This is a genomic window from Paenibacillus sp. ACRRX, from assembly GCF_022346885.1.
Classification (GTDB): Bacteria; Bacillota; Bacilli; order Paenibacillales; family Paenibacillaceae; genus Paenibacillus_B.
In genome coordinates this window covers 87,908-111,555 of the sequence record NZ_JAKRNK010000011.1, presented here as the reverse complement: position 1 = coordinate 111,555, position 23,648 = coordinate 87,908, and the positions used below count along the sequence as shown (strand labels likewise).

Genomic DNA, 23,648 nt, shown 5'->3' with positions numbered 1-23,648 from the left:
AGATGGATCTGAGGTCATGCTTTACAAAAACCAGCCCAACACACCGAATACGAGAGTAGACACAGCGGCAAGCACTAGTCCTACTACTGTCTCATACGGAATCAAGCGCAGACGCTCCTTCATCTGCATGTTAACACTGCCGCCCGTTGCATGGAAGAAGCTGCCGTGCGGCATGTGGTCAAATACAGTCGCCCCGGCATGAATCATCGCTGCCGCACCTAGAGAAGCTACACCTAGCTCCATAATGGTAGAACCAAATACAGAGCTGGCCACAGCCGTGCCGGCAGTCGTGGATGCAGTTGCCAGCGACATCAGTGCACCACTAATTGGTGCTAGCAAATAGGCAGGCAGACCAGAGGCAGTCAAAGCATCAACAATTACATCTTTTAATTGCGAGTTTGCGATAATCCCTGCTAAAGTCCCAGTCCCCAGCAGCATAACAGCTACTCCTGTCATTTTACCGAGCCCAGAGATCGCATATTTGTTCAAATGCTTAAATCGCCCCATAACAAGTGCCCCTGCAATCCCCCCAACCGGGAGTGCTACAATCGGGTCAACTACAATGCCGAATAATGGACGAAGCGCCAACAGGACAATCGCTACGAATGGGGCGAATATGGCGGGTCCAAAACCAGGAAGCTCTTGACCACCTTGATCAACTGCTTCACTGGCCTCTATCATACTTCCTTTATGTGTAAGCTTCTTGGCTATAAAATAAGTTACTAAAAGACCAACAAGAGCCGGGATGATGCCTGCCGCCATAATCGAGGTCAGCGATACATGAAATGCATCTGCTGCTGATATTGCATTGGGATTGGGAGACATAATATTGCCTGCTTTGCCGCCACCTATCATCGCAAGCAGTATGGCCATCTTCGACAATTTAGCACGCTGCGCGATCGCAATGGCAATAGGTGCCACTGTTATAACAGCTACATCGATAAATACTCCAACTGCCGTCAGCACCATTGTTGCAAATGCCAACGCAAGCAGTGCTCGAGTTTCTCCTACTTTCTTAACCAGCGTCTCCGCAATCGTCTTTGCGCCGCCGGATTCGATTAGTACACCTGCAAGCACACCTGCTGCAAGGATTCGCAGCACTGCGGGAATAATGTTTTTTGCACCGTCCATCATCAAATTGACTGTATCCAACATACCAATGCCGCCGACTAATCCACCAACTAAAGCACCAATCATCATGCCATATGCTGGCGGAACTTTACGTAAAATGAGTACAATTGCAACGATTAGTGCCGCCAATGCGCCGATAACGCTTACAGAAGCAGTCATATGTTGTTCCTCCCCAGATGTTGTTATCTGATTATTGCATGTTCCTTCTTAAGTAGGATGAGCTCATACCCCTACTATAATGCTAATTTGTAAGCGCTTCATTGGGCAAAAAATAAATATTCCGGGCTCTCTAGCTCTATTTTTTGTGCAACTGAACAAACCAAAAAGGCCTCCTCTAGGAAGCCCTGCGATAATAACATTGGAATATCCGCTCTCAAGCTACTATTCCATATTCAGTTCCTTAGCTGCATATAACCAGCGTGCATGCATCAGTATATACAAATCAGTGTAATTACGCGGATCTTTGCCTGTTAATTCTGCAATACGCTGTAAGCGATAACGGAGCGTATTACGATGAATGGCCAGACTGGCCGCTATCCTGTTCACTTCACCACTATTCGCGTAGTATACTTCAAATGTCTGCCGCAGCTCACCGCTGCGATCCTCATCGATAAAGTGCTCCCATAACCCGATCAGCGCATCTGTCATCCAATTACGCTTCAGCTTTACCGTTAAGACCTCCAATGGCATATCCACCGCATAATACACGTTATCCTCTGGACGAGTAGCTCTGCCTGCAAACAGCGCGTCCTGAGCGGATTGGAAAGAGGCCATCATCCCCTCAATGCCCACAAAAGGCATGCCTACCGCAATTCGCATCGGAATGACTTGTCTTGCGTTCAGCCATTCCCGAATCTGGCTTATACCTTCGTATATATCACGATTCGGTGTACGCAGGTCACGCTGTTCTTTGAACAAAACGACCTGCTGCGAGTTCCGAATTGCAATCAAGTTAATAGCTGATCGTCCTTCCAGTAGATCGGCTACACGCTTAAGCGTGTCCAGGGAATCCCCAAGCTTCACCTCTGCAAGCTCAATAATACAAGCCGTGTGCAGCACATCCGCATTAAAACCGATACGCTGTGCCTGAGCACGCAGGCTCGGCGTATCCTTCTCCTCAGCACTAATAACCGAAAGCAGGAAATCTGCCCTCATTCGCTTATCCCATTGTGCCTGCTCCAACAAATACATTTGCTCCAAATACATCTCTGCCGTCATTTTTACCAATTCACCGTATTTGGTCACTTCCTTTGGATCACCCGTAATACCGATGACTCCAACAACCTCATCTTGAAACTCAATCACCAGATTTGTACCTGGCAGAACACCCTGCAGTCTGGCCGCACTTGCCTCATCTATCTCGAATCGTCCACGACGCTTGATCGCCAGCAGCGCACCCTCATGTGCCTTGCCAATTCGCATTTTGTCCCCTGATCCAATAATGCGACCGTGTTCATCCATCACATTTACATTATATCCAATGACACCCATCGTACGGCGAACTATATCCTGAGCGAGCTGCTTCGTTATCCCTTTCATGCTGTTATCTCTCCTCTGAATGATGAATCGCCGACGATAGTTACCAAGACAACCCGTTATTGTCCACTATAGCTGCAGCCCTATTGTCATGAGTTATACGAACATGCTTAAATTTATAATTGCTTAGCAATAATAGGACGAATCGGGTCCAACCCACCGGATACATCCATCATATTCCCAGTAATAAAATCAGATTTGTCTTCACACAAAAATTGAATGACACGGGCGATGTCTTCACCTGATCCTGGTCGTCCCCGAGGTGATTCGGTATCGTCACGTCCTGCTACCTCTGCTATCGTGCGCTCTTTATCCTCGCCCCTGATGTCTCCGGGACAAATCATGTTAACTGTAATCCCGTACGGAGCCTCCTCTACCGCGAGTGTCTTTGTGAAAGAGACAAGGCCAACCTTAGAAGCTGCATATACTGCTCGATGAGGCCAAGCTCGCGCTTCTGCGGCGTGCCCGAAGCCATAATGAATGATACGGCCCCATCCTTTCTCACGCATCGATGGTAATACAAGATGGTCTAACAAGATGACACCGGTTAAATTTCCATTTAACAAATACATAATCTCTTCTTCTGAGTATGAAGCAAATCGTTTACGTTCACGTATAAAAGGACCTGCATTATTAATGACGATATCAGGTGCGCGAAGCTCTGATTCCATCGTATATACAAGCCGCTTCACATCATCGATTCGTGATATGTCTGCTTGAACCGCAATGCACTGAACACCCTTTGCTTCTATTTGATACTTTAACTCCAATGCTTGCTCTGTACTATGTACGTAATTCAAGATGATATCACAACCCGTATCGGCCAATGTAAGGGCCGTCATCTTGCCCAGGCCTTTGGCGCTTCCTGTAATAAGCGCGGCCTTCCGCTGTTGTTCCACGTCATGTACCTCCTTCGGCGCTGCAACAGTAATCCTTCTAAAGTATAAAATATTTGCCAAAGGAGAACAACAGACCTAAATTTTAAATTCTATAATTTCCCATTTTATAGCATACATTCAGGCTCTATTCCATACTAGGTTGAACTTTTTACCACCTATTAAACAAAAAAATCCCTGACACCTTTAGTAAGGGTCAGGGTATGATTAGGAGGAAATCTACGGAAAAGTCAGATTAGAACGCCGGAACAATTGCTCCATTGTACTTCTCTTCGATAAATGCTTTTACATCATCCGATTGCAGAGCAGCTACCAGCTTCTTGATACCGTCGCTGTCTTTATTGTCTTCACGGGATGTCAGGATGTTCGCATATGGAGAATCCTTATCTTCCAGGAAGAGCGCATCTTTTGTCGGATTTAATTTTGCTTCAAGCGCATAGTTCGTGTTGATAAGCGCCAGATCCACTTCTTCCAGTACACGTGGGAGCATTGCTGCTTCCAGCTCTTTCACCTGCAAGTTTTTCGGGTTCTCAACGATATCACGTACAGTTGCTGCAAGGCCAGCGCCTTCTTTCAGCTTCACGATGCCTTGTTTCTCAAGCAGCAGCAAAGCACGGCCGCCATTTGTCGCATCGTTAGGGATCGCTACGGTAGCGCCATCTGTTAATTCATCAACAGACTTGATCTTCTTGGAGTATCCACCAAACGGTTCAACGTGAACGTTGCCTACAGATACCAGCTTCAAGCCCGCTTTTTGATTTTGATCATCCATGTAAGGTTTATGTTGGAAGAAGTTCGCATCAAGCTGCTTCTCGTTTAATTGCACATTAGGCTGCACATAGTCCGTAAATTCTTTAATCTCAAGTTCAATACCTTGTTCTTTCAATTTAGGAGCAATATGCTTTAAAATTTCTGCATGTGGAACTGGTGTAGCACCTACAACCAATTTTGTTGTTTCTGCTGCGGAATTCCCACCATTGCTTGCAGTCCCAGCGTTATTCTCTGCAGTCTTGCCGCCGCAAGCGGTCAGCATTGCCACCAGACCAATCAGTGTTAATACGAGTGTAAGTTTTTTGAAATTTTTCATTTTTATTTCTCTCCCTTCCAAAATAAACCCCTGTGATTTGTTGGTGACTGACCTAAGAGGCTGTCATCTATATGAAGCCCGATTGAGCGTGCTTCCTTACTTGCGAGTGTAATGACGAACGAATCGGTCGCCAATCCATTGCAAAATTTGCACCATTATGATCATAACTGCGATCGCAATGATCATAACACTGGTCTCATAACGCTGGTAGCCATATCGAATCGCCAAGTCACCAAGGCCGCCACCGCCTACAAGTCCAGACATTGCTGTGTAGGAAATTAGAGTGACTGCCGTTATGGTCGTACCCGCAATCAAGCCAGGCATTGCTTCTGGCAATAACACTTTGCGTACAATCTGCCAGGTTGAAGCCCCCATCGCTTGCGCTGCCTCGATAACACCACGATCTACTTCGCGAAGTGAAGTTTCGACGAGTCGAGCAAAAAATGGCGCGGCTGCGATGACCAAAGCAGGAATGGCTCCCTTTACACCGATTGTTGTCCCAATCAGCACCTTCGTAAACGGCAATATCGCAATCATCAGAATGACAAATGGAACCGATCTCAACACGTTCACCATAAGCGATAATAAGCTGTACATTACTTTGACAAACCAATGACTGGACTTGCCTGACAAAAATAAGAGAACGCCTAATGGCAGGCCGATGATAAACGTAAACAGTACCGAGAATCCTAGCATATTCAGCGTGTCCGCTGATGCCTGAGACACCTCGCTCCAGTTCACTTCACTGAAGTCAATTCCGAATACCATTACGCAATCACCTCCACATCAAGTCCCTGCTTCACCAAGGCTTCAAGTGCCGTCTGCAAAGTCCTTGCTTCCCCGTCTAGACGAACGACCAACTGCCCATAAGGTGTATCCTTCATACGAGAGATTGTACCTTGCAAAATGGCGAATTCGATGCCAGCCTCAGATAATACGCGGTGCAGAATCGGCTGATAAGTGACGTCGCCCAAATAATTAATCTTAACGACGCGTGAGCTGTCACCAGCCTGAGTCTTAAACGATGTCCATGGCTGCAGCTCTTCATGATGGCTCTCTTCGAGAATAAACTCTTTAGTAACCGGATGCTGCGGCTTCAAAAATACGTCTACTACAGGACCTTGCTCTACAATTTTGCCGCCATGTATAACGCCAACCCGGTCACAGATCGACTGGATAACATGCATTTCATGCGTGATCAGTACAATCGTAATGCCAAGGCTGCGGTTGATTTGCAGCAGCAGCTCCAAGATAGAATTAGTCGTCTGCGGATCAAGCGCAGATGTTGCTTCGTCACACAGCAGCACCTTGGGATCATTGGCAAGCGCCCTTGCAATACCGACTCGCTGCTTCTGCCCACCAGACAATTGAGCCGGATACTTATCACGGTGCTCCTCCAGACCAACCAGTCGAATCAATTCATTGACTTTGGCCTTTACCTTGTCCGCAGGTGTCTTATGCAGGCGCAGCGGAAACGCAATATTGTCGAACACCGTTGCGGATGACAGCAAATTAAAATGCTGAAAGATCATGCCAATCTTGCTGCGCTGCTTCTGCAGCTCTTTGTTTGACAATTCCGTCATTTCAATTCCGTCAATAAGGACGGAACCTGACGTGGGCCGCTCCAGCAAATTAATGCTGCGAAGCAAGGTACTCTTGCCTGCACCGGAATGGCCGATAATACCGAACACTTCACCTGCTGACACATGCAAATCAATATGTTCTAAGGCGAGCATGCCTGCGCTTGATTTGCCCTGCGCAGGATACCGCTTGGATAATTGTTTGATCTCAATCAAAACTTGTGACACCATCCTTCCGACTTACTTTAGGATGCACTTCTTTCCCATTTTAACATCGGGTTAAATCGGGAAGACCACATCATTCCATAAATCTTACCTTGTAATATACAACTTAAACCTGCAACTTTCTAACTTGCATCCCATTATTCAGGATTGACCGCTACATCTGTGTCACTCTCAGCACCATCGCTTTCGATTGCCGAAATCGATGCAGCCTACCTTATATCTCATGGCAAGCCGCATTTAACAGTTAGTGGACACCTCATGCAAGCAGATCTTGTATAAATAACAAGAGCCCCCTCTTGGCAGATGCCAAAAGGGGGCTCTCGAAAATCATATCGCCGGATGGCGCGGATGAGTCGAAGTCTCCCTTTCCTCATCTGCCAAAGCAATCACGCTTTGAAGGAATTAGCACCTTGATCATTATGCAAGCATGCTTGTAGCGATATTCGCTGACATAAGCACTACCGGGCTTGCATAATCGGTTGCCGGGCTTCATCGGGCCTGTCCCTCCGCCTCTCTTGATAAGAAAATGGTTATGAAGTTAATTCAGAGTATATAGCAGGGAATTAACCTTGTCAACATCCATTTATTTGCTTTCGTTACCATTTTTCATACTGAGTAAATGTGTAAATATAGCGATTAAGACCTGACAAACCGCCTCATATCCATCTTTTAGGTCATGGACGTTTGCCTGGATGTTCTCGAGTTTTACTTTATCGTTAAGGCTGCGATGTCGCTGCCACAAGTCATCCTGCATTTCAGCGTTCATATGATGAATTTCTGTATTGCGGCGCTTGCGCAAGCGCTGCAAGGAGTCTTTATGGACGTCCTTCAAATGCATAAGCTCCCTAGTCAATGCAGGTGTCGTATTTAAATAATTCATTTGCCTCAAGACGGTAAAAAACGAAAATCGGTTCTTCACCTTCCCTGTATCAAGCTGCAAAGCCTCATTTAACAAGGTTCCCACCTTATCAAGCACCGAGAACAACCGAATAAAACCATTCTTGTAGAAATAGACATGACGATAGTAATTATCCAGTTCTTCTTCATTCATTTCCTCTTGATATTGCTTCGTAACCTGACTGGCAAACCGATCAGATGCATACATGCTCTGCTCTAACTCATCAAGAGACGTTTTCAAGCCTACCGTCCACACTTCGATCTTGCGCCAATCATGGTGAGGGTCCCCATCTCGTTCCATTACTGCGCGCACCTTTGCCAGATAATGATCCATTGCAGCCATTGCTTCTAATAATTCGCCTGTATCTACACGCGGTGCTTCGCCGAACAGCATTCGGAGCATAACACGCCCTCCATCCACCAATGAAATGACTTTAACCATCTCCCATGTGTTGTTAAGGTAACTCGAAAAGTGGCATCTTAACCAGAAAAGGTTAAGATGCCTGTCCTTCAATGAGCCAACTGGCTCCTATTTGCCTGTGACTCCGTTCGGGAAGTATTGTTTCCAGCGATCATCAACCAGCTTGACAATGTCTTCACGAGGAATTAACTCATCCGGGTATCCAGGCTTCATACGTGCATCTATCACAATTGGCAGCTTGTAGCTTAAATGGTGCTGACGTACTTCCGCCGCCGCATAAATGTCCGAGGCCGGATTAAAGCGCGTGAATACTGCCCACAGAAACGATAATTGACTGCTTGCAATCTGATGGGCGTCGTCCACCAAGAAGATAAGCGGCCATTCCGTGCCCTTCTCTGCCAACCGATGCATAAGCCGCTCCGCAAGCTGCGGCTCTTCTTCGTAAGTTGCACCGGTCATCGTCAAGCAACCGCCGCAGTATGCAGCGATGTCGCGAATCTCTGCGACTTCACCTTCCGTATATTCGCGTGGCAGTTTACGTACAGGATCGCCTACGCCAAGCATAATGCCCTTGCTGCCATGATTCAGCTTATGCCCGGTATAGTCTAGCGTATCATGTGCCGTGTTGTTGATAATGTACAGATCCGTCTCCGGCTTAAATCGTTCCAGTACAGATTCCAGCAGCAGCGGGAAATTCTCAAGATCAACCATCTGATCCGTCAGGAACAGAAACTTCGTTAAGCTGAGCTGTCCCTCACCAAGTATACGGAATCCAGACATGAGCGCTTCGCGGGAATAACTTTCCCGCACGACTGCCGCGGCCATCGAGTGGACACCAGTCTCTGCATACGGATGCACTTTACGCACACTTGGCATGACCATCGGGAACGCAGGAGACAATAAGCGAACTAGATACTCGCCCAAGAAATAGTCTTCTTGGCGCGGCTTTCCTACAATGGTAGCCGGATAAATCGCATCTTTGCGGTGATACATTTGCTTCACGTTTAGCACAGGGAAATCATGCACCCAGGAATAATAGCCATAGTGATCGCCAAAAGGCCCTTCAGGGCGGCGAATATGGGGCGGCACAAAACCTTGAATGACAAAGTCCGCCTCCGCCGGGATACGATGACCCGCAAAGCCGCTGTCTACTACCGGCAAACGTTCTCCTAACACAAATGAAGCCATCAGGAGTTCAGGCAGCTTCTCAGGCAGAGGTGCGATCGCCGAAGCGATTAGGGCAGGTGGGCCACCTACGATAACGGACACCGGAAAATCCTGATTCCGCTTCTCCGCTTCACCATAATGGAAGCCGCCGCCCTTCTGAATCTGCCAATGGACGCCAGTAGTTTGATCGTCATAAATCTGAATGCGGTACATGCCAAGATTATGATCACTCGCGCCGAAGTCAGGATGTTCCGTATATACGAGGGGCAGCGTAATAAAAGGCCCCCCGTCTAGTTGCCAACTGGTCAATGCAGGCAAGCCTTGCAGCGGCTTTTCTGTCTTGCGCACTTGTGTGATTGGGGCTTGATGAGCCGGTACATTTTTGAAGCCAACCTTCAATGCATCCCAAAATAAAGATTTCTGATCCCACAGTTTCTTAGGCGTGGGAGGCATTAATTTATGTATAGCTTCGATGCCCTGTTTCGCAAATTGTTCAGGGCGCGGTCCGAAAGCCATATCCGTACGACGCATCGTGCCAAACAAGTTGGTGACAACAGGAAAAGGACTCCCCTTTACATTGGTAAAGAGCAGTGCTGGTCCCCCTTCTTCAATGACACGGCGGTGTATTTCCGCAATTTCCAGATATGGATCTACCTCCGCTTCAATTACCGCCAAGTCCTGTTCCTGCTTCAACTTGTCCACAAATTGTCGTATGTTAGCAAATGACATGTTAGCCCTCCTTGGACCGCGAATTACGCCGAATCGCATGGCATGTTCTATTCGGTCCTCTATATTCGTTACTAAACATTTTTTTTGAAATAAGTTCAGTTGGTGCTTGGATTCCACATAATCATAAGTATAATCTTTTTTTAATCTAATCCCAAGTTTAGAATTAGGAACATCTATCCGTATCTTCTCTTTCGTCACATGACGACATTGTAAGACAGGCGTAAGTCCCATGCATGGCTCGTCATGTTATCGTTCGGTACAATAAAGACATCAAGCAGCAACCTACCGACAAACATAACCGAGGAGGAACTTACAATGATGAACACAACACGCAGCATGAACAAACTGAAGGCAGCAGCTTCCAGCCAACAGCAGCACTCACAATGGAATCTACGCTGGCTAGCAGCAGCTAAAGCCGCAGCAGCAGTCGTCTTCTTGGGTACTAACGCAGACGAGGAAGTCCACTTCACACCTAAGGGCGCATAAGGAGTACAAATCGATGTTTAGAGTTGTAATTCATAGCAGCCTTATAGTTGTAACCAGACAAAAGCAGACCGAGTGACGTACACAAATCGTGGTACGCGCTGTGGTCTGCTTTTGTGTATGTTTATGTATTGAAGTTCCAATCGTTGATCGTTCAGGTATGCCGACGACTCAAACTATTCCCTCTGCATACTGGCTATCCTTGAGTTGACATACGCTCCAATGAAGACTCCACTTCAGGAAGCTCCCTTAGCTGCCACACTCGTATACTCATATAACATAGAACGCTGAACAAGCCGCAGATAAGAACCGTATGAAGCAAGCTCGTAAATAACAGCGCGTTCATATCTGTAATCGTGAAGACAACTAAAGCACCGCTAACGATCTGCCCTGCGCATAATACCATCGACCAAATACCCAACTGCTGTATCTCCCGATTATCCTTGTGATGGTGATACGCAAAATGTGCCATGATCGCAACTACAACAAATAACAAAGCAGCTGCAATTCGATGCATAAAAGCAATGAGCGTGCCGCCGGTCAGCTCTGGTATAAGCTCGCCATTGCATAGCGGCCAGCCCATGCAGCCGCCTGATGAATCTGTATGTCGGACAAATGCACCTACATAAATAACAATATAGGTATAAAGCAGCGTGAACCATACGCCGTACCGGAATACTTCCTGAACCGGACGAGCAGCTTGATTTCTGTGCGTCACTTGCCCCTGTGCATACTTCCTCATCGCCATGCACATTAGAAACGAAGAGGCAAATGCCAGAAGCGAGAAGCCAAAATGCAGCGCCATTACTGGAGGATTTTGTGTAAACACAACCGCAAGCGCCCCCATAATGGCTTGTACGATGGTGAACAACAGCGTTGACGAAGAATACAACACGGCATCACGCTTGTCCTTCGCCTGTCTCAGTGTAAGAATAAACGTCAACAACACCAGTAGACCTACAATTCCAGTTATAAAACGGTGGGAATATTCAATCATCGATTCTATCGTGTAAGCGGGCACAAATTTGCCGTTGCACAGCGGCCAATCGGTCCCGCAGCCCATTCCTGAGCCCGTCTTCGTCACTAAAGCCCCGTTCAGTACGACGATAAACATGCCAATACATGTCATGTAGGCGAGTCTCTTGAGAGGGATGAACTGGTTAGCCTTCACTCGTTTCACCTGACCCGTTATTCAGTTTGGAACCGCTGTAAATAGAAATCTGTTCCAATTGCTATCATTATACCGAAAAATGGACAATCGTGTAGGGGAAAATTGTGACAAATATAATACCATAACTTTCACAATTCTTGATTGACAAAAAACAAACTCTTAACGCCGTGACACAGCATTAAGAGTTTGCCTTCAATTCCGATTGTGCATTATACGGCTTCAGATACAGCTACAGCACGTTCTACGAATTGTTCAATCTCCGGTTGTGTCTTGCGAAGCTTGTTCACAAAACGAATCGTTTCTTTGCCGCCTTTAAAAGCTACAAAGCTTGGAATCCCCAAGATGTTATACTTCTGTGCAATCTCTTCAAATGCCTCCGCATCTACCTCGATAAACGTAACTTCGTTAAACTTTTGCTCTACTTCTGGCATAAATGGATCAATAAAGTGACAATCCGAACACCAGCTTGTCTTAAATACAGCAATCGTCGGATGCGACTCCGCAATCAGCGCTGAAAAGCGTTCAACCGATTGTATTTTTTCCATGGATAATCACCTCCTTACTATGTTCAATCTAACATAAATCAAATGCTGAATTGTTGTCAAACCATCTATGGAAGTTATCCCCATTTATTGGGCATACTAATAAAAATTTAATATTTTTAAGGTAAGCGGATTAGAAAGGAGCTGTTCCATGGGCACATCAAAACATATGCAATGGAGGTCGCTCATTAAATTGATTCAGCAGCTGACAGATACGGCTTACGAAGCGATAAGACGCCGAATCGGGGAATTAAGCTCCAAATGGGTCCATTCAGGCCCGCATATACTGGAATGGAATCGGGCGCAGGCGCAGCGTGTGGAAGAGAGGGTTCGATGGCTCGTGACTGAACTGGACAAGCAGCGAGTAGGAGAACAGCGGATTCGCACCGTGAAGTCTACAGCGTTCAGTCGCGAAGAACGTAAAATCATCCAACATATAAACAGAAGTGTACGCAATTTAAATCGGAACAATATCACCCGTACAACTGCCTACGCGCGCATATACCAATCGTATCCAGAATTGCATTGGGCACTGTTGGCACATATGGTATCACGTAATGGCGGCTGGAATATGACAGACTTGCAGGGAGAATGGCTGCCTTCCATTATGGACGGTGAATATCGACATTGGTCCTATCGGGTGTTGGAACGCTGTAATGCTCTTATATTTAGAGATGCCTACCCGCAGTTGATGCTGTATACACTAAGCCGACGGCAAGGGAAAAGCTTGTTTCACTTGCTGCCGGAGTTTGGTGTCTCTTCCTTTATGACACCATTCTGGGAATCGTTCTGGATTCAACCAAATAGCCCACTTCTGACCATTGCCTTAATCATTAATGAGCAGCACGTTATAGAAGGTCGTGTCGTTCAGCACCCCGATTATCAAAAGCATGCCATCCAGCGGATTGAATTCCGGGCACACGGATGGTTGCAAATGAATCAAGTCATATTTCCCATCGGCGTACCGAGCATAGAAGCTCCCTTGTCAGTGGTTGGTTTGACATTGGAGCGTTTTGATAGTCTGCGTGAACGAATTGCTTTTGGCAAGCAATTGTACAGCTTGTTATTTGATATGCCGGAAGTATATGCAGGCGCAACTCGCTTCATGCGCGCGGTTCCCCACACCGGATCACGGGCTGACTACTGGCCGCACCGATTCACGAGTCTTAAGACCGTCAAGGAGTACCAACAGTCTGACTCTTGCCCAGTCCCAGCTTACAGTCCTAGACTGGAAGCAGTATGGCAGGATGATCGCTATGCCCCCATTGAGCCGGGAGACTGGCTCCATAACGATGGTGTTCTGCATGAGTTATATATGGCTGCGACTCCGAAGAATTCAGACATGACGGCTGCTCATGAGCAGATGTGGCTAGAATTAGAAACGCTCGCCCTAGTTGAGGGTCCGTCACCTTAACACTCTAGGCGAAAAAACGATCATAAAATATTCCCATCTTCAAGCTTATAAATACGAAAAAGTGAAAATAAGGGTTGAACCGTTCTTCAAGGTGTGGCACGATCAAGGTATAATTAGGAAACCGACAACGGAATTTGCCGAAGGAGGGTTACCTGAATGCCTGCAACACATCTGCATTTGCACACCGCCCGGTTAATTCTGATACCATGTGTGAGATCGCAAGTTCAAGATGGCGAGATTGAACTTCCTGCGCCTTGGAACGCAACCGTATCTCTCCTCAAATATCCGTTTGGCTCCCACTTTGCTCATTATATGGCCGCGCTTGATGCTGATCCTGACCTGCTAGGCTGGGGGATTTGGTTCGTAATTGCCAAGGATAAGATGAACGTCGTTGGTGACATCGGCTTCAAAGGAGTTCCTAATGAAAAGCGGTCTGTGGAGATCGGTTACGGGCTCCTGCCGAATTATCAAGGCCGCGGCTATGCTACCGAAGCTGTACGTGAACTGGTGAGCTATGCCTGGGGCAGCCACAAGGTTGAGGTTATCGAAGCAGATTGCTTCGATACGAATAGAGCTTCTATTCGTGTGCTGGAGAAGTTGGGATTTGTCCAATGCGAGCATAAGCATGGAATGATTGGCTGGAGACTTAATCCAGTCAATCAAGGTGACAATTAGATTAATATTCAAGCATAGAACCAAGCAGACGCTTGCATTTACAATGCATCCGCTTGGTTCATTATTCGATATACATCGCTGCCTCTAAATGTAACAAGGTACTGCCAGCTTAGTCAGCACCTCCTGCATTCCAGCATCGACCCTCTCTAAAAGCGTAGATTAAATTTTTTAACGTGACCCATCAATTATGGTTGCAACAACACTTATGTTTTTTAATCTTTTGCACAATAATTTTATGAACATGTCGTGAAGATCCACTTACTCGAATAGGTATGCTGGTTCTTCCTGAGATAACGTGGGTGTGTCCATCCGCAATCCGTGTCACTTGCCGGAAACGATGAAAATGACGCGGTCCCTGACCGTTGATTGCTCGCCCCGTTATCCCTGCGTAGGAATGGCGGTGGCCGTCGGCAACACGGGTAATACCGTTAAAGGTATGGCGGTGAGTGCCCCTACCTGGAATAAAGCGATCTGTGAAATTTAGAAAGTTATGACGATGTCCTAGCGTAATAGAAGTACGACCACTCATCCGATGTTGGAAACGGTCCTGACGAATACCGATTTTCTTACTTTGCCTCGATTTTAACTTTTCTAACTTAGCCGGTAATTGGCCCGCTTTTCTATTCTGAGCTTTCACATGCACTCATCCTCTCATCTGATCTATAACCGTAACAGATTATGCGTAACCGGATATTCATGCAACGGGACATTCGACCATATGCCGCCCATCATTTTTGCTTGCTAATACCATGCTTAACGAGGAATTTACTGTCCGTATTTGCTTAGGCATTTTATATTTGACAACATGCTGACTGCAATGTAATTGCAAGTCTTCACCCATCAAGCAGCAGCCATAAGGGATAATCTGTATCCTGCCTTTCATCATTCTGTTTATTACCTTACAAATGTGCATCAAAAAAACCAACCAGACATGAACTGCCCAGTTGGTTTATCGTCAAAAGCATATCAGATTAGCTCTGTGTTATCTGTTTGTGTTAATTACGGGTATCGTTAAATGGCTTCAGGAAATAGTCGCTGAACTTTTGATGTCTGTTCATGTAGCCTTCTATCGTAGGATGGCCTGGTTTCGTGAACGTATAGTAGCTGCTTCCTTCATCCCGACGTACTTGATACCCAGCCAGACGAATGCCGAATACCTTCATCACATCTGAAGAAGCTGCTTCTATGACTTGATCCTCCGTAAACTGGTGGAACATCTTCTCCGTATCGTCGGTCTGTGTCTCATACAGGTCACTCAGTGAAATGTCTAATATTTGCCCTGTACGGTAGTCCACACTGACATCAACATTTCGCTCCTTATTCTCTAACCTGTAGACATCTCTCATTCCATTATCATACCTATCCATTGAACGACGGACAACCTCAAACTTCACGTATTTACCGAGCATATGGTGTACCGCTCGCTCAGCAGCCTCCACGGCTTTCTGGTTCACTTTATCCTCAGGCACTTCATAATAAAGGCTGGTAATTTGATCACCTTTCATTTGAACAATACGCATTCCTTTGCTTTCCAGCAATGTGACGACATCCTGTGAGCCCTTCGTCATTTTCCTCGTAATCTTTTGCGCTTGCAGCGCCAGTTCTTGCTCACTAAGACCCGTTTCCGCTTCAATAATCCGCTTGCTCGCCGGGTCCAAATCTGGATAGCTCGTTTCCACATGGACGTCAGCCGTTCCCTGCTTCTCGTCCAGCTTCACATAACTTTTATTGTCTTTGCTGTAGACCGTAATATCATGATAGGATGTGCCTTTATACTCCTCAACGCCATACAGCTCTATTTTCCGACCTGCAACCTTGCGTATTAACCGTGACGCCTTATCAGCAATATCATCTCCTAGATCGGATACCGTCTTCATATAGGCGGGTTGCAGCACCGTCCCTACGCGGTCATCTGCTGAGCCAACTCCTGGAACGGTAAACTTAAGCTTCTGATTAACGACGACAGGCTCATGATAACGACGTGCGGTTATCCGATATTCCTGCTGCTCAGGAGCCATAATCATCATATCGTACACAGGCATCTTCTTGCCTGATAGCTCCCAAACATCAAAATTTTTCGAATAGTAGCCGAACTCAGGACTCCAGCTAATGGCGCCTGCTCTACTCAGAGCAGTGTACTTCTCATCCAGCTGTTTGCCCGTCATTGGGATCGCTTCCGTCTCAGGTGTGAAAATCTCCAGTCCTCGCTGTTTCCATTTCTCCTCCCCATCAAGCTCCTGCAGCTTTAAGTAATAGGGCTCATACGTAAGAAACGTGCATTCTAATGGATTGTAGCCGTTCTCATCTGGTTCCACACGCAATCGCAAATAACCATTTGAATAAGATACACCTGCTATTACAACTTCCTTACCTCGATAGTGAATTTTTTTCGGATACTGATCATCCATACGGATTGTAAATTGGTCAGCGATCTTATACTGTGACATCCATATTTTCTTCACATGCAGCGTCATCTTCTTTGGTTTACCGTCAAAATAAATAGATGGGATAAACTCCCATGTACTACGAGTAACACCGTTCAGCATGCTACTATTAATTCCTGCGGATAAAATAGGGTACACTTTTCCTGTCTCGTCAGTAAGCTGGATATTGTCTTGAATATCCTCCCAGTTGTTCGGTGAATTTAATTCAAATCTACCACCACCATCGATGCGGGTACCTACATCCAACAGCATCCTTGTCGGATAGATTCTGATATTGTCCAAGTATACTTGTTGAAACGCTTTATCTGCTATATTCCAGTCCTGATCCAACTTGACGATTCTTGCAGGTTTAAAATTCTCCGCTCCCAAAGGAACTTGAATTTCCTTGCTTTCCTTGTGCGTAATCTTAAATTCCTTATTACGCTTTATTTTCTCCAACTTTATCGTTATAAACCGAGGCTGCTTACTGGAGCGTAACTCCTCCACATAGGCGGGATCCAGGTGATAGGCGATCTTCGTAACATAGATATCTTCCATCTGTCTCTGATACCGCTTCTGACTCTCTTCTCGGCTCTCCACAGGATATCCGATACTAGAATCCGAGCTGCTGGCCACACTGTGCTCGGACAATTCTGGTGTCGTGGCGGAAAACTCCACTTCAGCATTTACAATTCGATTGTTGCGGAATGCATCTTCAATGTCCTTCCCCTTCATCATCACTGTCAAATGAATATAGTCATCTTCCAGATATAAATGATCGATACTTACCTCGCGTTCACCCCATGTGGTAACATACGGTGTTACTGGATAATATCCGTGCAGTTTTGCATGGTTAACCCCCATATACTCGCCCGCGCTTTGCAGCCATCTAACGGCAGCCTCTACCCCCGGAATTTGCTTGGCATATACGGCGAAGGACGGTACCAGCATAACGGAACCTGAAAATAATAATACGCCTGCCGCTGCCGTTCCCAGCGATCGTTTGGCCCAAGTTACACGCCGCCGTTTACGAACGACCGTATCCATCCGCTGCATCACTCGTTGCGTCAGAAGTTCAGGCACAGGGATCTCTGGGAGACTCTTGAAGAATCGTTCCAGTTCCAGTTCCAACTCCAGTTCAAGTTCAAGTTCTTCATCTCTCATCGTAAGTACGCCTCCTTTTCCTCCGGGCACATCGAAAGCTTAATTTGCTTAACAGCCTTGTAAATTTTAGTTCTTACTGTCCCAGGCGGCAGTTCGGTCATCTCCGCGATCTCATCTAACGTGTATCCTTGTACGTACTTTAATTGGATTAAAGTACGTGTCATCGGCGGCAGTTGGTCCATTAGGGCGTGCAAATCCATGAGATCATCGCTCGGCGGAACCTCCGCGAAACCTAGACTGTCGTCGTCATCGGTATATATAATAGGCTGCCTTTTGCGCAGCTGCATCTTGCATTGGTTAATGACGATCTGTGTAAACCAGGTCGCAAACTTCTCCGGCTCACGCAGCTTGCCAATATGGATAAACGCTTTCTCTACCGCATCACACACTGCATCCATACTTGCTGCCTCGTCATGCAAGTAACTGTATGCAATACGATAGGAGCGATCCTGAACCTGCTCCACCGCAATCGCAAAGCAGTCGTGGTCCCCCTTCATGGCACGGGTGATCAGCGTCTTCTGTTCCATCTGTGTCTCCCCCTTTAGTCACTCGTATGATGCATGGAAGACGCAAATAGTTTTAGGTCTTTAGATTTATTTTTGAATTCCATCCTCCGTTATAATATCCATAGAAACTATCTTTTTATCTATATTTACCATTGACCATAAGGTAGGTGCTCCTCTTTTGGTATAAACAAACAATCCAGGGATATTGGTATCTCGCTTAGCCGTGTAACCTTTCAAATCCATTCCGAACCCTTTCTGCGCAAATGCCTCCACATACTGGATTGCTTCTTTTTCCTTTAATGCAGACTTAAATTTCTGATTTGCCTCCGCGTCACCTGAGCTTCGATTGTATGAATTGAAGATAGACCAGACTTTACCTGTTTGGACACCTATTGTAATCGACAACGACCCTTGTAATGTGTAAGGACTCTCCAATAACCAGACGTCCTTCTTCACTCCCTTTATGCGTTGTACTTTATCTACTTTAATAGTACGTCCAGTTGTGTCTTTTATCGTACGCTCTGCTTGTTGAAGAACTTTCGGATTTACTGATGACAACGCATAAGTGACATTTACCTCTGCCAACTTTTCATCTTGAAATCTTGCCGAAAAGTTCCTGCCTTCCACATAGGTAAATATGACACCATTTAACGAGCTGTCTCCTATGTAAGAGATCGTTCGTGATATACGTTCTATGGTATATTTCTGCTGTGAATTGACAGCTTGTAATCCCTTCAGCAGCTGCTGTTTCATCTCGGGCTTTACTTCTTCTGGTGTCAGATGAATAGAGACGCTAGAGAGCTTACCCGACTTCTGATCTATGACTACTTGCCCTCTGTCTCTGCCAGCCTTCGGATAAATAAAGATCGTGTTATCAAAGATGACCACACTTTCTAATTCAATTTCTTTACCTGCTATTTTACGTATGCTTTTCTTCGCCATCTCTGCCAGCTTCGGATTCAACTCCGCCATTTTCTTCTCTACCCTTTTCTGCTCTTGCTTCTTAACGGGTGTTTCATTAGCAGCAGCAACCTCACGGGAAGATATCGTGCACATACCAGCCATCACTAATACAGCAAGCATCCACTTGAAATTTTTCATACCCAGGTCCTCCTCATGATAAATAACTTCCCCTTTAAGATGCAGAAGTGGGCGGTAAAGTTTTGGGCACTTGATGTTTGAACTAGAATTGCCGCTGAATTAATAGATTTAAATGGGTGCTATCATGTATATTCGGCAATTACTGTCGAATCTTGTAATGTCCAACCTTACATTATTGTAATGGTCAATTTTGGGTGATGAATGAACTGATTAGAAACCTCATTCGTATTAACTTATGTATCTATCAAAAGGAGGTATATAAATGAAAAGAAGACTATCATGGATATTGGCAGTCGTACTTACATTCACCATGCTGCTCCCCGCAGGAGTCATGGCGGAATCTGCTGCTACGACAGTGAACTATCAAAGCATTCAACAGCTAGCTGCTGAAAAAGCAGAGTTGCTAGTGAAAGCAATGGGCACGGTAAGCGTACAGTACGCACTCATTGATAACGGCAATATTGTGGTATCCGGTCAAACAGGTCTCAATGATGAGGGCAAGATAATACCGTTGACCAATGAAACGATGTACGGCATAGGCTCAACGAGCAAAATGTTTGCCACGGTAGCCGTTATGAAGTTAGTTGAAGAAGGTAAAATAGATCTCGACAAGCCCTTGGTGCAATACCTCCCAGAATTCAAAATGAAGGATGAGCGTTACAAAAAAATTACACCACGTATGCTGCTGAATCATTCCTCCGGTCTGCGTGGCTCCACATTTCCCAATGCCTTCTTATTAGGAGACAATGACACTCATGCTCATGATACACTTTTAGAAAATTTGCAAGAACAATCGTTAAAAGCCGATCCTGGCGCATACTCCGTGTACTGCAATGATGGATTTACGTTATCCGAAATTCTTGTTGAAAAAGTCAGCGGCCTAGACTTCACAACTTATTTGCACAAACATGTGACATCCCCTCTTGGAATGAAACATACCAATACACCGATAGATAAGGTGGAGGCTGCCAAGTTTGCAGCCTTGTATCATCCCGCTCACAAAGGCCAATTGCCAGTTGAATCAGTTAACGTGCTTGGCACTGGCGGAATTTATTCCACTGCAGAGGACCTCGCCCGCTTCTCTCAATTATTTACCGGACAAGGAAAGGGCATCTTATCTGACCAATCAGCTAAGGCCATGCAGCAGGAAGAGTACAAAAAAGGACTATGGCCCGATGATAAGGACAGCATCATTAACTATGGATTAGGCTGGGACAGCGTGAAGCTCTACCCGTTTAGCAACTATGGCATTAAAGCCGTTAACAAAGGCGGCGACACGATTTTGTACCATGCTTCTCTTGTGGTTCTTCCTGAGCACAACATGGCAGCAGCCGTACTATCTTCAAGTGGTTCCAGCACAATAAATACATTATTGGCCAACGAAATGCTGCTCCAGACGTTAAAGGAAAAAGGTACAATTAAAGAGTTCCAGCCTGCCAAATCTTTTGGCAAACCTGTCAAGGCATCGATACCAGCAGACGTACTAAAACATGCAGGTTATTATGGGGCTACCAGTCAAGTAATGAAAGTGGCCATGAAAGAAAATGGGGAAATGACTCTCTCCGCTGTCACGACACCGGAATTGCCTGATCAGAAATTCGTATACACAGCTGACGGAGCTTTTATCACTGAAGATGGTCACACAAAAGTGAACTTCGTGACAAAGGAAAACGGAAGAACCTATATATTGTCGCAAATGTATCAAGAAATTCCTAACCTTGGGCAAGTGGCCTTATCGCATTTTTCTATGGAGAAGCTTGCTGCTAATGACATTTCCACAGAAATAGCTGCTGCTTGGAAAGCACGCGAAGGCAAGAAATATTACCCTGTAAGTGAGAAATACACTTCGATCTTTTATCTGCTCACCGACGGGGTGAAGATTAATAAGGTTGCCGGACTTCCAGGATATGTGGATGATAAGATGATCACAAGTGCGGTTTCGGCCAGCAATCAACTAAACATTCCAGGAATGGGCAGCCGGGATACGATGGAGTACAACTTTATTACCAAGGATGGCATCGAGTATTTGGATTCCGCAGGCATGTTGGCTGTATCTGAAGATGCCATCAAGCCGATATACTTGGGTAAACAGTCAACTGTTACGATACAACCTAATGGCTACGCTAGATGGTTCTCCATTCCAGAAGCGGCTGCAAGCAAGAAGCTGACCGTCACTTTGCCAACACACAGCTCCGTTGCCGTATTTGACGAGAAAGGAACATCTGTCAGATACGCTCTAGGAGAAATCAAGACAGCAGTGATCGAACTGCCGGCAAAAGGCTCCATTGTATTTGCTGGCGACATTGGCGTTCAAATCAAGCTCACCTTGAAATAAGCACGCAAGTTGAATTGTTGATCAGATTGGCCAAGCAACAAACTTCTTAACATTTAAAAGACTCGGAGCGTAAGCTCTCGAGTCTTTTTTTCACCATTTAGAAACGCATACAATTCGTAATGGTTTAGCATATATTTCAATTTACATATAATATAGAACTTAGCTTCATGTGTTTGATTCTGTTCAATTTGTTTACAAAATAATCACATTTAAATAGCTGTGATTACTCGGTTATTCATGCTATCCTTTTACATAATTATCAAATTTATTTTAAGAAAGGAGCTTAGAGCTTACTCTCAATTATCGGTATTAACACTACACTTAATGGAAAGACGAGGGGACAACATGAAAAAATTGGGAGCTACACTCCTAGCTGTCGCAATAGGATTAGGTGTCCACAGCAATGTATTTATTCCTACAACTGAGGCAGCCGAAGCCACTACTACCACTATTCCAATAAATTTGGCTGTAGGCGGAACGGTATCAGCAAGTGGAGAGAATGGAACAGATCAAGGGAAGAATAAAGCATTCGACCAGTATATATTTTCAAAGTGGTTAACATTTAATTCCCCAGCATGGCTGCAATATGAATTCCCCTCTGCAAAGAGCGTTAAATCCTACTCTTTTACATCCGCAGAAGATGAGCCTGGAAGAGATCCAAAAAGCTGGATCCTAAAAGGATCTAACGACGGGATTACCTGGACGGATTTGGATACACAGCAGAATCAATCCTTTACTTCTCGACACCAAACAAAAACCTACTCATTTGCCAATACGACAGCTTATAAATTTGTAAAGTTCGATTCATTTGTTAATCAATACGAAAATGGCCAACTGCTGCAGTTGTCTGAAATTAAACTGTTCGGTGATGAGCAGCAGACGGTAAGAACGATTAAACCTACGGTTACAGCCAGCGAAGAAAATGCTCCATCCGATACGAAAGCGAACCTTGTTGATGGGACAAGCACGACCAAGTGGCTAGCTTATAACAATAAGGCATGGTTGCAGTTCGACTTCGGCGAGCAAGTAACGATCGATGGTTACGCGCTCACATCTGCCAAATCGAATAACAATAGTGCCGATGGTGATCCAAAAAGCTGGGTGCTGCAGGGATCAAATGACACTGTCAACTGGACAACCTTAGATACGAAAAGCAATGAGAACTTCAACCTTAGACATCAACGCAAACATTACCTCTTAAATAACAACACGACATCCTACCGATATTATAAGCTCAACAATATTCAAAATCACAGCGGTTACACTGTGCAATTGAGTGAAGTCGAATTTTCTCGCATCAATGACATGTGGCATACCGAAAACCCAATCATCGAAATTCAGAACCTCTCAGGGAGCACATTGTTTGAAGAAGCTATGCCAAACGCCGAGAAAGATATCACAGCTATCCTTCGTAAAGTAAATGAAATCTTCTACAAAAATCCGTTAGATATGCCGCTTAGAGTAAAGAAGATCTTAGTGAAAATTGAGAACGTTCCTGGAGCAGCCTGGATATCGGGTGATAGTGAACTGAAGACGTTAGGCATCAGCTCACAACATCTTGCAAACGTTGCTTCTAATCCCAACAATTCTGTACGCGACGAAATTATAGGCATGCTTTACCATGAATTGGGTCATGCTTATCAATATAGCAACTTTGATGTGGAAGCTGTGGCTGATAGTTTACGTTATGCAGCAGGTTACCATAATCGCTATGGTGTCGGCGCTGGTGGAACTTGGCACAGCAATGGAACAGCAAACTTCATTCGCTGGATTGAGGATACGAAGCACCGTGGTTTCATTCGAGCATTAAATGCAACAAGTATGATTCCATACGGCCTGCAGCCTAATGAAATTCTGGTATGGAAAGAGAATCAAATTCAATCGATCACAGGTATTGGTGTAAATACGCTCTGGTCTCAGTATCAACAATCTCTTACTAACAATTAACAAGATTGAATAGTAATATTCACATTTTATAAATAGAAATGAAACACAAAACGCCAATTGGATTCTCTCATCCAATTGGCGTTTAATATTTAGAAACCAGCGTTGATGTTTGGGATATCGATCTTCCGCTAAACTCCCCTCTGCGGCCGTACAAAAAAAGTGCTGTCTCATAAGGTCAACAAAGACCTTATGAGACAGCCTCTTAGATAAGTCCATAT

At 45.4% G+C, this 23,648-nt stretch carries 19 protein-coding genes and 1 riboswitch; of the genes, 5 read left to right on the top strand and 14 right to left on the bottom strand.

The features are described from left to right. Window positions 1-21: 21 nt before the first annotated feature. The 8 genes from MH117_RS24105 to MH117_RS24070 form a co-directional block, all read right to left on the bottom strand. Entirely contained in the window at window positions 22-1,290 is a 1,269-nt protein-coding gene (locus tag MH117_RS24105) for a GntP family permease (RefSeq protein WP_239333289.1), read from the bottom strand. A 222-nt stretch (window positions 1,291-1,512) separates the two neighbouring features. Beyond that, window positions 1,513-2,670, bottom strand: coding sequence for a sugar diacid recognition domain-containing protein (locus tag MH117_RS24100; protein ID WP_239333287.1), 1,158 nt, complete (start codon window positions 2,668-2,670; stop codon window positions 1,513-1,515). Between the two features lie 113 nt (window positions 2,671-2,783). Next, window positions 2,784-3,566, bottom strand: coding sequence for an SDR family oxidoreductase (locus MH117_RS24095; RefSeq protein ID WP_285109201.1), 783 nt, complete (start codon window positions 3,564-3,566; stop codon window positions 2,784-2,786). Window positions 3,567-3,798: 232 nt separating this feature from the next. After that, window positions 3,799-4,650 (bottom strand): MetQ/NlpA family ABC transporter substrate-binding protein, encoded by an 852-nt coding sequence (locus tag MH117_RS24090; RefSeq protein WP_239333285.1) that lies wholly within the window; start codon window positions 4,648-4,650, stop codon window positions 3,799-3,801. A 96-nt stretch (window positions 4,651-4,746) separates the two neighbouring features. Next, window positions 4,747-5,418 carry a methionine ABC transporter permease gene (locus tag MH117_RS24085; RefSeq protein WP_239333283.1) on the bottom strand — a complete coding sequence of 224 codons (672 nt, stop codon included), beginning with the start codon at window positions 5,416-5,418 and terminating at the stop codon, window positions 4,747-4,749. Then, a complete protein-coding gene (locus MH117_RS24080) occupies window positions 5,418-6,446 on the bottom strand; it encodes a methionine ABC transporter ATP-binding protein (RefSeq protein WP_239333406.1) in 1,029 nt (342 codons plus the stop codon). Before MH117_RS24080 ends, MH117_RS24085 begins: the two co-directional genes overlap by 1 nt. Window positions 6,447-6,822: 376 nt before the next feature. Continuing rightward, a riboswitch (SAM riboswitch) is annotated at window positions 6,823-6,980 on the bottom strand. A gap of 58 nt (window positions 6,981-7,038) precedes the next feature. After that, on the bottom strand, window positions 7,039-7,755 hold the full coding sequence (locus MH117_RS24075; RefSeq protein ID WP_239333281.1) for a Cthe_2314 family HEPN domain-containing protein: 717 nt from the start codon (window positions 7,753-7,755) through the stop codon (window positions 7,039-7,041). A 126-nt stretch (window positions 7,756-7,881) separates the two neighbouring features. Continuing rightward, complete coding sequence (locus MH117_RS24070) at window positions 7,882-9,669, bottom strand: UbiD family decarboxylase (protein ID WP_239333279.1); 1,788 nt, start codon at window positions 9,667-9,669, stop codon at window positions 7,882-7,884. A gap of 315 nt (window positions 9,670-9,984) precedes the next feature. Between MH117_RS24070 and MH117_RS24065 the strand changes: the two genes are divergently transcribed. Next, entirely contained in the window at window positions 9,985-10,155 is a 171-nt protein-coding gene (locus MH117_RS24065; protein ID WP_239333277.1) for a hypothetical protein, read from the top strand. 193 nt (window positions 10,156-10,348) lie between these two features. Here the strand turns inward: MH117_RS24065 and MH117_RS24060 are convergent, their stop codons facing one another. Both MH117_RS24060 and MH117_RS24055 read right to left on the bottom strand, forming a co-directional pair. Next, complete coding sequence (locus tag MH117_RS24060) at window positions 10,349-11,281, bottom strand: COX15/CtaA family protein (RefSeq protein ID WP_239333275.1); 933 nt, start codon at window positions 11,279-11,281, stop codon at window positions 10,349-10,351. 251 nt (window positions 11,282-11,532) lie between these two features. Beyond that, window positions 11,533-11,868, bottom strand: coding sequence for a thioredoxin family protein (locus tag MH117_RS24055; RefSeq protein WP_239333273.1), 336 nt, complete (start codon window positions 11,866-11,868; stop codon window positions 11,533-11,535). Window positions 11,869-12,016: 148 nt separating this feature from the next. Here MH117_RS24055 and MH117_RS24050 point away from each other — a divergent pair, with 148 nt between their 5' ends. Both MH117_RS24050 and MH117_RS24045 read left to right on the top strand, forming a co-directional pair. Beyond that, window positions 12,017-13,279, top strand: a complete 1,263-nt coding sequence (locus MH117_RS24050; protein WP_239333271.1) for a DUF2515 family protein — start codon at window positions 12,017-12,019, stop codon at window positions 13,277-13,279. Window positions 13,280-13,435: 156 nt separating this feature from the next. After that, window positions 13,436-13,954, top strand: coding sequence for a GNAT family N-acetyltransferase (locus MH117_RS24045; protein WP_239333269.1), 519 nt, complete (start codon window positions 13,436-13,438; stop codon window positions 13,952-13,954). Window positions 13,955-14,135: 181 nt separating this feature from the next. Here MH117_RS24045 and MH117_RS24040 read toward each other — a convergent pair whose 3' ends face one another. The 4 genes from MH117_RS24040 to MH117_RS24025 form a co-directional block, all read right to left on the bottom strand. Beyond that, window positions 14,136-14,591, bottom strand: a complete 456-nt coding sequence (locus MH117_RS24040; protein ID WP_239333267.1) for a YmaF family protein — start codon at window positions 14,589-14,591, stop codon at window positions 14,136-14,138. Window positions 14,592-14,949: 358 nt separating this feature from the next. Next, window positions 14,950-17,541 carry a DUF4179 domain-containing protein gene (locus MH117_RS24035; RefSeq protein WP_239333265.1) on the bottom strand — a complete coding sequence of 864 codons (2,592 nt, stop codon included), beginning with the start codon at window positions 17,539-17,541 and terminating at the stop codon, window positions 14,950-14,952. After that, window positions 17,538-18,068 carry an RNA polymerase sigma factor gene (locus MH117_RS24030; protein WP_239333263.1) on the bottom strand — a complete coding sequence of 177 codons (531 nt, stop codon included), beginning with the start codon at window positions 18,066-18,068 and terminating at the stop codon, window positions 17,538-17,540. The genes MH117_RS24035 and MH117_RS24030 overlap by 4 nt, the downstream gene beginning before the upstream one ends. 66 nt (window positions 18,069-18,134) lie before the next feature. Then, a complete protein-coding gene (locus MH117_RS24025) occupies window positions 18,135-19,148 on the bottom strand; it encodes a hypothetical protein (protein ID WP_239333261.1) in 1,014 nt (337 codons plus the stop codon). Between the two features lie 262 nt (window positions 19,149-19,410). On the opposite strand from MH117_RS24025, the gene MH117_RS24020 reads away from it, so the two are divergent. Together MH117_RS24020 and MH117_RS24015 are read left to right on the top strand one after the other, a co-directional pair. After that, window positions 19,411-21,483: a serine hydrolase domain-containing protein gene (locus MH117_RS24020; protein ID WP_239333259.1), complete on the top strand. Its 2,073-nt coding sequence runs from the start codon at window positions 19,411-19,413 to the stop codon at window positions 21,481-21,483. A gap of 345 nt (window positions 21,484-21,828) precedes the next feature. Further along, the gene (locus MH117_RS24015; protein ID WP_239333257.1) at window positions 21,829-23,430 is read left to right on the top strand and encodes a discoidin domain-containing protein; all 1,602 of its coding nucleotides are present in this window, start codon (window positions 21,829-21,831) and stop codon (window positions 23,428-23,430) included. Window positions 23,431-23,648 lie beyond the last annotated feature (218 nt).

Coding starts and splice junctions, on each gene's coding strand:
- MH117_RS24025 (WP_239333261.1), bottom strand. CDS start 19,148: ATGAAAAATTTCAAGTGGATGCTTGCTGTATTAGTGATGGCTGGTATG.
- MH117_RS24045 (WP_239333269.1), top strand. CDS start 13,436: ATGCCTGCAACACATCTGCATTTGCACACCGCCCGGTTAATTCTGATA.
- MH117_RS24050 (WP_239333271.1), top strand. CDS start 12,017: ATGGGCACATCAAAACATATGCAATGGAGGTCGCTCATTAAATTGATT.
- MH117_RS24035 (WP_239333265.1), bottom strand. CDS start 17,541: ATGAGAGATGAAGAACTTGAACTTGAACTGGAGTTGGAACTGGAACTG.
- MH117_RS24065 (WP_239333277.1), top strand. CDS start 9,985: ATGATGAACACAACACGCAGCATGAACAAACTGAAGGCAGCAGCTTCC.
- MH117_RS24100 (WP_239333287.1), bottom strand. CDS start 2,670: ATGAAAGGGATAACGAAGCAGCTCGCTCAGGATATAGTTCGCCGTACG.
- MH117_RS24090 (WP_239333285.1), bottom strand. CDS start 4,650: ATGAAAAATTTCAAAAAACTTACACTCGTATTAACACTGATTGGTCTG.
- MH117_RS24030 (WP_239333263.1), bottom strand. CDS start 18,068: ATGGAACAGAAGACGCTGATCACCCGTGCCATGAAGGGGGACCACGAC.
- MH117_RS24070 (WP_239333279.1), bottom strand. CDS start 9,669: ATGTCATTTGCTAACATACGACAATTTGTGGACAAGTTGAAGCAGGAA.
- MH117_RS24015 (WP_239333257.1), top strand. CDS start 21,829: ATGAAAAAATTGGGAGCTACACTCCTAGCTGTCGCAATAGGATTAGGT.
- MH117_RS24105 (WP_239333289.1), bottom strand. CDS start 1,290: ATGACTGCTTCTGTAAGCGTTATCGGCGCATTGGCGGCACTAATCGTT.
- MH117_RS24060 (WP_239333275.1), bottom strand. CDS start 11,281: ATGACATGTATTGGCATGTTTATCGTCGTACTGAACGGGGCTTTAGTG.
- MH117_RS24055 (WP_239333273.1), bottom strand. CDS start 11,868: ATGGAAAAAATACAATCGGTTGAACGCTTTTCAGCGCTGATTGCGGAG.
- MH117_RS24075 (WP_239333281.1), bottom strand. CDS start 7,755: ATGCTCCGAATGCTGTTCGGCGAAGCACCGCGTGTAGATACAGGCGAA.
- MH117_RS24020 (WP_239333259.1), top strand. CDS start 19,411: ATGAAAAGAAGACTATCATGGATATTGGCAGTCGTACTTACATTCACC.
- MH117_RS24085 (WP_239333283.1), bottom strand. CDS start 5,418: ATGGTATTCGGAATTGACTTCAGTGAAGTGAACTGGAGCGAGGTGTCT.